Consider the following 12416-nt stretch of genomic DNA (forward strand, 5'->3'; position numbering starts at 1 on the left):
GTACAAATATAGTCCAAAATATGTTAATCATAGTTACGCATATTTACTGACAAACTGTGAGCGGCGAGCCCTTCCGCGTCAGCAAGGGTAGAGGTATAATGACTTAATTTCTTAAAAGCATCCTCAGAGCAACCAATTATTGAACTACGTTTTAGGAAATCAAACACACTAAGACCAGATGAAAAACGAGCCGTGCCAGAAGTTGGCAGAACATGCGAAGGTCCGGCTATATAATCACCTATCGCTTCTGGCGTGTGACTACCAAGAAATATCGCGCCAGCATGCCGCAGTAGCGGCAACAACTCATCAGGATTCCTAATCATAAGCTCCAAATGCTCAGGAGCTATCTCATTACTTATATCAGCCGCCTGCCGAATGTCATCTACAATAATCACCACCCCATGCTCAACCCACGATTTTCCCGCTATGTCACGACGTGGCAAATCTTGCAAAATACTTTCCACATTCGTAATCACTTTATCAGCGAATTCCTCATTATCAGTTATAAGCACCGCTTGCGCCATTGCGTCATGCTCCGCCTGTGATAAAAGATCTGCCGCCACCCATTTAGGATTATTATCATCATCAGCTATAACCAATATCTCTGAAGGTCCAGCTATCATATCAATTCCAACCTTGCCGAAAACCTGTCGCTTAGCTTCCGCTACATAAGCGTTTCCTGGTCCTACTATCTTATCAACCGCTTTTATAATATCAGTGCCGTAAGCAAGAGCGGCAACCGCCTGCGCGCCACCAACCTTATATATCTCATCAATACCAGCGACATGAGCGGCGGCAAGCACCGCTGGATTTAATTTCCCCTGTGGAGCTGGAACAACAGCGACCAACCTTTTAACACCAGCTACTTTTGCTATAACAGCATTCATTAATACCGAGCTAGGATAAGAGGCAAGACCACCAGGAACATAAAGACCCGCACTATCAAGAGGAATCCAGCGATGACCAAGCCTTACTCCAACATCATCAACATAATCCAAATTTTCTGGCATTTGCCGCTTGCTGTAGTCGGCTATCCTAGCTGCCGCCATCTTCAGCGACTTCATAAGCTCCGGCGAACAAAGAGCTATAGCATCAGCCTTTTCTTTTTCGGTTACTCTAATATTTTCCACCGTGACATCAAAGCTATCAAACTCCTTAGTATAGGCGAATAAAGCTTTATCTCCCTGAGACCTTACTTTATCAATAATACTAGATACTACCGAGCTTACATCACCATCACCAGACATACGTGCGGAAAAAACTTCTGTCATTTTCCGCTTGAAGTCACCACCAGAAGCGTAGAGCCTAATCATACTCCACCGCCTTACGGAAGTTTTCAATTAATTCACTAATCTCACTAGTTTTTGTTTTGAAAGCGGTACGATTTACTATCAATCGGGAAGACACATCCATTATCTTCTCAACTTCTTTTAAGTCATTAGCGGCAAGTGTTTTTCCTGAGCTTACCAAATCAACTATATAAGGCGATAGTCCAAGAGCAGGAGCCAACTCCATAGCTCCACTAAGTTTTATACATTCGGCTTGGATACCCTTCCCAGCGAAATAATCACTGGTAAGTCTTGGATATTTTGTCGCTACCCTAATGTGACTTACCCGCGCGAGATCAATATACTCACTATTAAAAGCAGTCGCCACCGACAGACGGCAATGACCTATATCAAGATTAAGCGGAGTATAAATATCACCATAATCAAATTCCATCAACACATCACTACCGGCTATTCCTAAATGCGCTCCGCCGAAAGCAACGAAAGTAGGAACGTCAAAACTTCTAACTCTTATAATTGATATATTAGAATCCTTACAGGAGAACTGTAATTGCCTAGTATTCTCATCAAAAAACGACTCCTCAGGAAAAATACCAGCACTTCTAAGCAATGGTACCGCTTCCTCTTGAATGCGCCCCTTAGCGATAGCTATTACTATTTTTGATGTCATACACTCCGCCTATAACCACTTGTAATTTATATTATGCAGATACTACGCTATATACAAAAATTATCCAAAATAAGTAATACTATAGCTACGCCGCTTCTGAGATAATATTCTTACTACCGGAGCGATCGCTTATCCGCTCAATCTTTGCGCCACACGCTGATAATTTTTCTTCCAGCCTCTCATAGCCACGATCCAAATGATAAACTCTATGAATAACCGTCTCACCTTTCGCGGCAAGTGCGGCGATCACCAGCGATATAGAAGCCCGCAAGTCGGTCGCCATAACCTCTGCTCCTCTCAATTCATCTACTCCACGAATCATCGCGCTTGCGCCATGCACCACTATCTTTGCTCCCATTCTAATAAGTTCGGGAACATGCATATAACGATTCTCAAAAATAGTCTCCGTAATCATTGACGCTCCATCCGCCACACATAAAAGCGCCATCATCTGTGCCTGCATGTCAGTTGGAAAACTAGGGTATGGCTGAGTCATTAAGTCAATACATTTAATCTTACCATTACCATTTACTTTAATACCACGCTCGGTTTTTACAATTTCAATACCAGCATCGGTAAATTTTTCTACCACTGCCTGCATATAGTTAATATCCGCGCCAATAAGCTCAATACTACCTCCGGTAATAGCGGCAGCGGCGGCGAAAGATCCTGCTTCAATCCGGTCAAAAATAACTCTATGTTCACAACCGGAAAGCTTCTCTACTCCAGTAATCTTAATGGTATCAGTTCCAGCTCCCTCAATCATCGCTCCCATTTTTATAAGGCACTGTGCTAAATCATAAATCTCCGGCTCGCAAGCCGCGTTACGCAATATAGTAACCCCATCAGCAAGGCATGCCGCCATTAAAATATTTTCCGTTGCCCCTACTGATACTTTCTCAAAATTTATTTCCGCGCCTTTAAGTCTATCATCGGTATGCGCGTGAACATAGCCATCTTTTAACTCAACAACAGCTCCCATCTGCTCAAGCGCTTTAAGATGCAAATCTATCGGTCTTGTCCCAATAGCGCAGCCACCCGGCAAAGAAACCTTCGCTGCCTTGAACCTTGCAAGCAATGGTCCTAGCACTAATACCGACGCTCTCATCGTCCTTACCAACTCATACGGAGCAGTCAAGTTACTCACATTTTTCGCGCACAAAGAAACTACCTTCCCACCATCTCCAACAGAAGAGCCTGAACTGTCTGGGAAAGATATATCAACACCATGCTGACCAAGAAGCTTTGCCATTGTCACAATATCAGCAAGATACGGGACATTTGAGAGGGTAATAACATCATCAGTAAGAATGCTCGCCGCCATAAGCGGAAGAGCGGCGTTCTTCGCGCCAGAAATCTGAATCTCTCCGTTGAGCCTAACCCCACCGGTTACTTTTATCTTATCCATCACAAACCCTATAACTAAGCCACTTGTTCGGCTATTTTTTCTATACGTGGCAAGGTAACACCTTTTTGCCCCTGATATTTTCCCTTACGGTCACCATAAGACAAATCACATACTGAATCACCCTTTAAGAACAGAAACTGACACGCCCCCTCATTAGCGTAAATCTTGGCAGGTAGTGGTGTGGTATTAGAAAACTCTAGGGTAACATGCCCTTCCCACTCTGGCTCAAGCGGAGTTACATTTACTATTATCCCACAACGGGCGTAAGTTGATTTACCCACACAAACCACCAAAACGTCACGTGGTATCCTAAAATACTCAACCGTACGCGCCAGCGCGAAACTATTCGGTGGAATTATGCAAACATCGCTCTTTCTATCCACAAATCCCTTCGGGGAAAACTCTTTAGGATCTACCACCGCTGAGTCAATATTCGTAAAAATCTTAAATTCATCAGATACTCTAGCGTCATACCCATACGATGAGACACCATACGATATAACCCCTTCACGTGTTAAATTCTCAACGAACGGCTCTATCATTCCACCCGCCGCCTGAGCCCGAATCCAGCTATCTGGCATAATCCCCATTGTACCCACTCCTTAATTTCACGTATATTTATTACTAATAATAGTAAGGTTCTATAGCCTATAGAACAAAAAATCAAAACAATTTCCAGCATACTAAAAATTATCGTTATTACGCCATTCTTACATTTGCACTTACCGCTACAATGTTCTAAGCTAGCGCTACCTAATATTCACAAAAAGCTATTTTATGAATAAAAAACATACAGTTAAGCTTACAGCTATTATAGGATTCATCTTCCTTTCCTCCTGCTCACCTAAAGTTGAGGATAGAGGTTATGTGAAATCCGAGAACTGGAAAGACGAGATAAAACTTGGCGAAACCAGTAAGAATGAAGTTCTCGGCAGGTTCGGCTCACCATCAGCCAAGTCAACATTTGGCAAGGAAACATGGTATTATATATCAGCTCGCAAGGAAGCGGTGGCGTTTATGGCAGCCGATGTCGTTGAGCAAGATACTGTAAGCCTAAGCTTTAATGACAGTGGCGTAGTTGACGGAATAAAATTCTATAACAAGGATAACGCTAAAGACATAGAAATGGTAGGTAGAACCACCCCAACCGAAGGGCATTCTTTAAGCTTTATAGATCAAACTCTAGGTAATCTTGGAAGATTCAACAATCCAAATGGTACCGCGCGCAATGCAAACCGTAGACCTTACTAATTTTTTATAGATTTCATCATAAAAACCGCTATATTGGTTACAGTAATTTAACCAACGAGATCGCTTATGAATGATAGATTCGTAGAAAAACCGCTAAAAGATCCTCAGGAAAGTATAGCAAAATTTAGAGAACAACATATCGGGTTAATCAGCACCTTAAATGATATGGGTCATAAATCCACAGCAAAAAGTTTCGATGACGCGGCGGAAAATATGACAGATATTTTTTATAAAAAACCGCGATATATAAATCAGCAACTATGGGATATAAGACGCAAACTCGCCGGAGAGCAACTACCAGCACTTACCGCTGATATTAAAAAAATGTCTGAGCAACTACATGACAAAAACTTTACACCTCCTGAACAACTCATAGCAACAGCTATTAACGCTCAAATATCCTATATGAACAGCGTAAGCCGGTATTTATCATCAGCCAAAGTAGACCTTCCTATATATCCTATAAACAACAACCATAGCTCCACAACAGCTAAAAAAATCACCGTACAAAATGGTGATAAAGCGGACATACATAACATAGGACAGCCAACATCCAGACAATTCGCTGAAAGGATAAAGAAAACAGTACCTCCTACCACCAAAGCAACAGGAGGAAACAATATGGCAGCAACTTATATAGAGAGCATATTGGTAGCCAGTGGGTATGATCCAGAAAAAATACCGGAAAGACACACACAAAATGATAGACAAGCAACAGAATTCAAAAAGATATTCAATTTGTACAAAGACAAATTATATGATCTAAAATCAGAATTAGAAAAACCTGAGCTACAAACAGTCGCTGACACTTTAACAAAGCAAAGCGAGAAGCTTACCAAGCTACTTGTGGATAATTATAAACAATCAATTATAATTAGTAATGACAACCAATCTAAAAGGTTCCATGAACAAAATATAGGGTTAGCAAAACTTGGCTTAAAACTCTTTGGGCAGACGATAAAAAACATATCAAGTCAACCAACGAATAAAATAAATAATGAGATAGAAAAGCTATCTGATGAACTGGAAGATATAGTAAAAAACTTTAGGAACACACACAGCCAAAATATAGCGATAAACCAAAGAACTAGATAATCAAACTCTACCCGCGACATTTTCCACAGCTTCTCGTCTTGCCAGAATATTTTCTGCGTGTGAGACTCTACCTTTTTTAATATTTTCTAATTTTTCAAGGTCTTTTGCTATCTCTGCCTGCATATTTATCTCTTTTTTTATATGCTCCGGTGATAAAGTCTCATTTAGATCATTACTTACAGAATCAATACCGGCACGCTTGCCTTCAGTCTTTTTCCAGTGATTATACACTCCATAGATAGCGCCTATTTTTCCACCAAGCCAAGCCCCCGCGTCTTTTCCAACTGGGAAACCTTTAATTTTTACATTTTTTACTTCAGCGAATTTTCCAGCTGCACCGCCAATAACCGCGCCAACCACGCCGGATAGAGCGATAGCCCCAATCTCTTTAACAAATTCCCACTTGCTGTCTTTTTGACTTTCACGCTTTTCATAAAGAACATATTGCTCCTTAAGCGATTTTGTGTTTTCTATGTTAGAATCTTCCGGCATTTAACCTATGCCCCACGTGCCTGTTGGCTCACCGAATTACGCTCAGCGGCAACTTTATCTACCATATTCCCACCAGCGTTTTTCTCATACTCAGCTATTAAGTTTTTAATATGCGCTGATTGCTTGCCAAGACTATCCTCAAACTCCACTCTTTTTTCCATAATAGCGGCAACATCTTTGTTAATTTCTTCCACCCCTTTACGCTCACGCTCCACCTTTTTCCAATGTTCAAAATTAGAGGCAAGACCACCTATCATAGCACCCATAGTAGCACCAGCTATCTTGACGACTATGTCTTTTTCATCTTGCGACGCGTTCTTAAAAATTTTTATTTTATCTAAAAATTTGCCAGCGCCAGCTTTCGCCACCGCCGCGCCAGCGGCAAAACCAGCTATGACCCCACCAAAAACAAGTCCCAGAGTTATCGCCTGTTGTTTAGCGAAATTCCCAACTGATAGTTCATTATCAATTTCTTCCGGTGTTTTTCTATTATTATGTTCCATAAAATCTCTAAAATATATGATACTACATGCTATAATAATAGCATTTCAGAGGATAAATTAATGTGACAAATATATTAAACCTATGCTTTAACAAATAATGACGATAAAATTAATAACCATAAAATGAAAATTAACCATAAAATACTGATACTTGGTGGCAGCACGCAAGCGAGTGAGCTTCTAAAGCAAATTCAGCGATATACTGATATTCAGCCAATTTTATCACTAGCTGGAACCACCAAAAACCCTGTATTACCAGAAAACAACTATAGAATTGGTGGTTTTGGAGGTGTTAATGGACTTAGTGAATATATAAGACAAAACTCTATAAAAGCTCTTATTTGCGCTACCCACCCTTTCGCCGCTAAAATGCCATTTAACGCGCTAGAAGCGGCAAAAACTACTGATATTCCTCTTATTTATATATTAAGACCGGAGTGGAAACCACAGAAAAAAGATAATTGGCTAGAGGTTAATGACCACACGCAAGCTGTAAAATTTATAAATCTTGAGACTAAAACTAAAAGCCCCAAAATATTTCTTACCGTAGGCAGGCTTGAGTTAGCTCAATATAAAAATACTAATTGCCAATACCTCATCCGCACCATTGATGATCTCGTTGAAAAGCCTTTAGAAAATTCTATTTATATCACTGCCCGCCCACCTTTTTCAGTTGATGATGAAATTAACATAATGAAAAAACACAAAATTGATTTTCTAGTTACCAAAAACTCTGGCGGAAAAGCGACTGAAGCTAAACTAACCGCCGCGAGAAAACTTGGAATAAAAATTATAATGATTAAAAGACCGCCCCGTCCTGACTTTCTGCACGTCACCAACGTGAAAGACGCTATAGAGTGGCTTAATATAGTAAATTGCCTTTATTTTTCCCTACAAAAATAAAGGCATCTCGCTTGCTTCGCAGCGCAAAACCCAACCTACTCCGCTGAACTAACCATTTCTGGTCTTATGTCGTCATACCTATCCATTTTATACCAGCTATAACTATATACTTCCGGCAAATTCTCTGTCCTATACTGTACAACATTACGAATCAGCATCCATGACTCACCTTTACAACTATCCACCATAATCGGAGCTGCCATACGTTCACTATCAATAATCTGAAAACAGCTCTTAGCTTGCTTTGAGTCATCATCAAAACAGCCACTAAGCATCAATGGTAATAGTAGATATATATATCTTCTCATATAATTTACTTAATTTATTAATTATATTAAAGATATTCTTCACAAAATTACTTATTTTTCAAGCATTTTATTAATTTTGTTTCATAAGTGTTATAGTGCACACAATCATCATGGAAAAGGATTACTTGCTAAATATATTAATATCAACTATAAAATCTTGGAGTAAAAACAAATGGTTGCCTATTTTCTCTTTCAATATTCCTAGTATGTGTTGAGCCAATTATTAACAAGCTACGCATAGTAACCAGCCCCACATCCAACTCACCAAGAGTCGTAATAGCTACTTCTTCTCCTTTTCTACCAATATCGGTCGCTATAACCACTATCGTATCTTTGCCCCGCAACTCAATTAATAAGTTTATAGAGTTTATTAAATCCTGAGTACGATGTTTTGAGGTCGGATTATAAATCGCTAGCACAAAATCCCCAGCGCTTGCCGCCCGCAAGCGCTTTTCTATAATTTCCCACGACTTAAGATAAGTTGAAAGTGATATAACACAAAAATCATGCCCCAGTGGTGCGCCAATCTTAGCCGCCGCCGCAAGCATAGCGCTTACTGCTGGAATAACCTCTATATCTAACTGCCGCCATGAGGCTTTACCTTTTTCTACCGCCTCAAAAACCGCCGCCGCCATACCAAATATCCCAGCGTCACCACCGGATACTATAGCGACCTTCGCTCCTTTTTCCGCCAGATCTAAAGCAAATTCCGCCCGCTGCACCTCCACCCCATTATCACTAGCGTGTCTTGTCACCGTAACCGTTTCCGGCACAAAAGTGACATAAGGAGTATATCCCACAATATCAGTCGCTTGACGCAACACATCACTAGCCTCAGGAGTAAGCCATTCCTCATTTCCTGCCCCGAGCCCAACAACTCTAAGCCATCCACTCATATCTGCCGTCCATTGCCGGATATAATTATCATTGAGAAATAAGGAGCACTGGAATCTTTCTTATCCTTTAACGGAATGATTCTCTGCTTTTCCATTGTTCCATACTCAACATAAATCGCGCGTTCCAACATATCCGCTTGCTCAATCGTACGCCTCGCCTTTGTGAAGCCTTTTCCTAACTTCATGATAACAGCCGCGTCAGTTACTTTTAGCTTACTAAGCAATTCTTCCTCTGGTAGGGTAGCGGGAATTACCGTAAGCACGTCATCCCCCCACGTTATCGGCACTCCCGCCGCTGACCAGCAACCAGCCATAGCCGGAACCCCAGCGATAACCTCGCAAGGAAACTCATCCACAAGCCTTCTATATAGATGCATAAATGAGCCATAAAAAAATGGATCTCCTACGCAAGGTACCGCGACACCCTCTCCCAAAGAAAGTTTTTCCGCTATTTTTCGCGCTGACTCCTCATAAAAATCAGCTATAAGCTGTGTGTAACGAGAATCCGTCACCGGATATTCAGTAGTTACCGGATAAACTAGCGGCATTTCCTCGTGATTATCAGTTACATATTCCGCCATGATAGTACGAGCGTGCCCAGTCTTACCACCTTTGGAAAAATAGGCGATAATACGGGTATTTTTTAACACCCGCACCGCCTTAACCGTCATCAGATCAGGGTCACCAGAGCCAAGACCCACACCATAAAGAGTTCCTATTTTCATATCTCTTTTTCCTGCGCTATTGCGTTTACAGCAGCAACCGTCATCGCGCTACCACCTCTGCGCCCACGCACCACCGCGTATGGTATCCTTCCATCACTCATGAGAGCCTCTTTTGATTCGGCAGCACCGACAAAACCAACCGGCATACCAATAACCGCCGCCGGAATTGGCGCGCCATTATCTAGCATTTCCAACAAATAAAACAGTGATGTTGGCGCGTTACCAATAGCAATTACCGCTCCTGCCATTTTATCCCGCCATAATTCCATTGCCGCCGCCGACCGAGTATTACCAATTTTTTTAGCGAGTTCTGGAACTCTTTCATCAGCAAGCGTACATATCACCTCATTACCAGCGGGCAAACGACTTCTGGTTATCCCGCTTGCTATCATTTTAGCGTCACATAAAATCGGCGCGCCACCGAGCAAAGCGCCGCGAGCGATACGTACCATATTTTCCGAGAAGAAAATATCCGAAGCAACATCCACCATACCACAAGCGTGAATGATTCTTACCGCTACTTTTTCCTCATCAGCATCAAACCGTGAAAACTCCGCCTCCGCGCGAATCATAGAGAAAGATTTTTTATAAATCTCCGCCCCATCACGTATATAATCATATTTATTTTTCATTAGTTATTCTAAATCCTCTATGTCCAATGGTTGTCGCGAAGCGTGCCTGATAGTTAGGATACGAACTTCTTTATCTTCTTCCACCACATGATAAATGATTCTATAACAGGACGTGTTCCTGCCGTAAAGCAAGTGCCTGATTTCATATTCAAAATCTTCTGATTCTAGTATAAGAGAGTAACGGTTAGGCATAACAGAAAGAGAAGCTATGGAAGAAAAAACTCCCATGCGCCACTTTCTAGCACTTATTAAAGAAAACGCGGCTACATATCCATAAATAAACTCAACATCAGCTTCGGCCTGTGGCTGAATAATTATTTTATATGCCATGCTTAACGTCAAATTCAGCAAAAAACTCTTCTATTGGACGACCATCACCTCTTAGAGATTGTGCCAATCCCTCACGGATTGCCTCTAAATCTTCCGCATACTGTAATTTATCAAGTAATTTCTGATAAGATTGTGCGTCCTGAACCACCAGCTCGGCTTTACCATTTACCGTAAGAACTATAGGGTTCTCAGACTCCTTCAACTTATTAAGAATTCCTTTTGGATTACGTTGAAAATCCGTAATAGAATGAATATCATTAAGATTTACCATATTTTTCTCCAAATCATGATATTTCATGATAATATTATTTTTCACTCAAGTCCATAGTTATATCCGCTTTCCCACGATAAGCGCAACCTTTAGAACATCCGGTTATATGCACTATTTTCGTGTTATCAGGGTTATCCTTAATCCAACTACGCGCGAAATTTCTGGTGTCTCTTAGGGCCGATGAGCAAGCGGGAGAGCCCACGCAAGCATGTATATTAAAGCGAGGGTCTTTTTCATTTATTATAAACCCTAAATCAGCGAGTAAACTTAGAACAACAGTAGAATTATTAACCATAATATTTGGCAAAATCACCCTACGAAATGGCGCGAATATCACCTCACCACTACCATATTTTTCAGCGATTCCAGAAATCTCCGCTAGCTGCCATGCCTCCATCTCACCAAACTCAGGACTTGCTATAACCACTCCAGACTCCTCATCAAGCGAAATAAAGCCGATAGGAATTCGTGTAGAATTTATAGCAGCGATTTTTTTATCACATTTTTTGATAGCGTTTAATTTTTCCAGAATAGAACCTATAATATCACCTTCATCCTGCCCTCTTCCTTTGTTAGATGGCAAAAAAGGGATATACAAATCACAAGCAAGACCAGAAAGAGGGAATACTCCGCCACCATCAACAACTATCAGAAATTTATCCGGTAGCGCTATATCAGCCGCTATCAGAGCAGAATATAGCTTATCAGCGAATTTTTGAGATCCTTCGTCAAACTGACTTGCTATAATATTAAACATGAAATCTTTTATAAAACCCAGACCCGCCAATTCCTCCCTGAGCGGCTCATAAGTCGCTGGCCTCACTCCACGAATCTGTAATTTTCCACGATTTGATAAGTCCAGATTAGCATTCCCATATTTTGCGGAAATATCCGCTATTTTCTCCAAAATATCCGCACTAACTAAACCAAATTTAATCGGAATACGCACCAATAAACCATCACCAGATTCCATTGGTTTTTCAAGACTAGGGCACCAACCTTTCACTAGCTTACTACTTATTGATTCCTCCTCCACCAAGATTTTTAGCATCTCTTATTGTCTCTACCAAACTCACAGGCTTTTCATATTCATGAAACAGTTTATTTTTTTGCTTTCTACCAACATACTCCACGTTATCAAATTCTCCCTCCTGTATTGGCTCTACTTCTCTTAAATTAACGGTATTTATTGTACCAAAACGCTTATCAACCATAGATCTGAAAAGTAGCCTTTTGACATGTTCTTCCTCCGATGGAGGATGAATGACGACAGCAGTACTCTTATAATCATATTTATCAGAATCTTTGGCAATGGACAAGATGACCGCACGCGATTTTGATGAATAGTTAGAGGTATCCACGATAATATTATCACCACTCCTGATCGCTTTTTTAAGCGTATCAACAAACCTTGATTCTATAACATACCGTTTATTATAATAAACCTCATCATGAGAAGGTGTATAACCTGAACCATGGCTAATATCCTTCCTCAAGCCCTCCAGTATATCATCAAACGATATAATAACATACCCTTTGTGTTCCTGCTTATGAGTACAAACATAATGACTTTTACCAACACCACACGTACCAACTAGTAGCTTAATTTGTCTTTCTGGTTTCTCTTTATTATCCATAACATT

The 12416-nt window shown here is 40.8% G+C and carries 17 protein-coding genes; 3 read left to right on the forward strand and 14 right to left on the reverse strand.

Going from position 1 to position 12416, the window contains the following annotated elements; genetic code table 11:
* Positions 1–23 precede the first annotated feature (23 nt).
* From hisD to dcd, 4 genes are all read right to left on the reverse strand, one after another.
* Positions 24–1313, reverse strand: a complete 1290-nt coding sequence (gene hisD, locus R3D71_09570; protein MEZ5691895.1) for a histidinol dehydrogenase — start codon at positions 1311–1313, stop codon at positions 24–26.
* On the reverse strand, positions 1306–1959 hold the full coding sequence (hisG, locus tag R3D71_09575) for an ATP phosphoribosyltransferase (GenBank protein ID MEZ5691896.1): 654 nt from the start codon (positions 1957–1959) through the stop codon (positions 1306–1308). The genes hisD and hisG overlap by 8 nt, the downstream gene beginning before the upstream one ends.
* A gap of 85 nt (positions 1960–2044) precedes the next feature.
* Positions 2045–3367 carry a UDP-N-acetylglucosamine 1-carboxyvinyltransferase gene (murA, locus tag R3D71_09580; GenBank protein MEZ5691897.1) on the reverse strand — a complete coding sequence of 441 codons (1323 nt, stop codon included), beginning with the start codon at positions 3365–3367 and terminating at the stop codon, positions 2045–2047.
* A 14-nt stretch (positions 3368–3381) separates the two neighbouring features.
* On the reverse strand, positions 3382–3957 hold the full coding sequence (dcd, locus tag R3D71_09585; GenBank protein MEZ5691898.1) for a dCTP deaminase: 576 nt from the start codon (positions 3955–3957) through the stop codon (positions 3382–3384).
* A gap of 187 nt (positions 3958–4144) precedes the next feature.
* Between dcd and bamE the strand changes: the two genes are divergently transcribed.
* Together bamE and R3D71_09595 are read left to right on the forward strand one after the other, a co-directional pair.
* Positions 4145–4618 carry an outer membrane protein assembly factor BamE gene (gene bamE, locus R3D71_09590; GenBank protein MEZ5691899.1) on the forward strand — a complete coding sequence of 158 codons (474 nt, stop codon included), beginning with the start codon at positions 4145–4147 and terminating at the stop codon, positions 4616–4618.
* Positions 4619–4684: 66 nt separating this feature from the next.
* The gene (locus R3D71_09595) at positions 4685–5713 is read left to right on the forward strand and encodes a hypothetical protein (GenBank protein MEZ5691900.1); all 1029 of its coding nucleotides are present in this window, start codon (positions 4685–4687) and stop codon (positions 5711–5713) included.
* On the opposite strand, the gene R3D71_09600 is transcribed toward R3D71_09595, so the two are convergent.
* Positions 5714–6205 carry a hypothetical protein gene (locus R3D71_09600; GenBank protein MEZ5691901.1) on the reverse strand — a complete coding sequence of 164 codons (492 nt, stop codon included), beginning with the start codon at positions 6203–6205 and terminating at the stop codon, positions 5714–5716.
* Between the two features lie 5 nt (positions 6206–6210).
* Positions 6211–6708 carry a hypothetical protein gene (locus tag R3D71_09605; protein MEZ5691902.1) on the reverse strand — a complete coding sequence of 166 codons (498 nt, stop codon included), beginning with the start codon at positions 6706–6708 and terminating at the stop codon, positions 6211–6213.
* Positions 6709–6831: 123 nt separating this feature from the next.
* Here R3D71_09605 and R3D71_09610 point away from each other — a divergent pair, with 123 nt between their 5' ends.
* Positions 6832–7611, forward strand: coding sequence for a cobalt-precorrin-6A reductase (locus tag R3D71_09610; protein ID MEZ5691903.1), 780 nt, complete (start codon positions 6832–6834; stop codon positions 7609–7611).
* A gap of 35 nt (positions 7612–7646) precedes the next feature.
* On the opposite strand, the gene R3D71_09615 is transcribed toward R3D71_09610, so the two are convergent.
* From R3D71_09615 to R3D71_09650, 8 genes are all read right to left on the reverse strand, one after another.
* Positions 7647–7919, reverse strand: coding sequence for a hypothetical protein (locus R3D71_09615; protein MEZ5691904.1), 273 nt, complete (start codon positions 7917–7919; stop codon positions 7647–7649).
* A gap of 143 nt (positions 7920–8062) precedes the next feature.
* Entirely contained in the window at positions 8063–8815 is a 753-nt protein-coding gene (gene cobJ / locus R3D71_09620) for a precorrin-3B C(17)-methyltransferase (protein ID MEZ5691905.1), read from the reverse strand.
* Positions 8812–9540, reverse strand: a complete 729-nt coding sequence (locus tag R3D71_09625; GenBank protein ID MEZ5691906.1) for a precorrin-2 C(20)-methyltransferase — start codon at positions 9538–9540, stop codon at positions 8812–8814. The genes cobJ and R3D71_09625 overlap by 4 nt, the downstream gene beginning before the upstream one ends.
* Positions 9537–10172 carry a precorrin-8X methylmutase gene (locus R3D71_09630; GenBank protein MEZ5691907.1) on the reverse strand — a complete coding sequence of 212 codons (636 nt, stop codon included), beginning with the start codon at positions 10170–10172 and terminating at the stop codon, positions 9537–9539. The genes R3D71_09625 and R3D71_09630 overlap by 4 nt, the downstream gene beginning before the upstream one ends.
* Positions 10173–10175: 3 nt before the next feature.
* Complete coding sequence (locus tag R3D71_09635) at positions 10176–10502, reverse strand: type II toxin-antitoxin system RelE/ParE family toxin (GenBank protein MEZ5691908.1); 327 nt, start codon at positions 10500–10502, stop codon at positions 10176–10178.
* Complete coding sequence (locus tag R3D71_09640) at positions 10492–10818, reverse strand: type II toxin-antitoxin system Phd/YefM family antitoxin (protein ID MEZ5691909.1); 327 nt, start codon at positions 10816–10818, stop codon at positions 10492–10494. Before R3D71_09640 ends, R3D71_09635 begins: the two co-directional genes overlap by 11 nt.
* Complete coding sequence (locus R3D71_09645; protein ID MEZ5691910.1) at positions 10808–11824, reverse strand: hypothetical protein; 1017 nt, start codon at positions 11822–11824, stop codon at positions 10808–10810. The genes R3D71_09640 and R3D71_09645 overlap by 11 nt, the downstream gene beginning before the upstream one ends.
* Complete coding sequence (locus R3D71_09650; protein ID MEZ5691911.1) at positions 11787–12410, reverse strand: AAA family ATPase; 624 nt, start codon at positions 12408–12410, stop codon at positions 11787–11789. Before R3D71_09650 ends, R3D71_09645 begins: the two co-directional genes overlap by 38 nt.
* Positions 12411–12416 lie beyond the last annotated feature (6 nt).

The organism is Rickettsiales bacterium, from assembly GCA_041396965.1.
Lineage (GTDB): Bacteria > Pseudomonadota > Alphaproteobacteria > Rickettsiales > SXRF01 > SXRF01.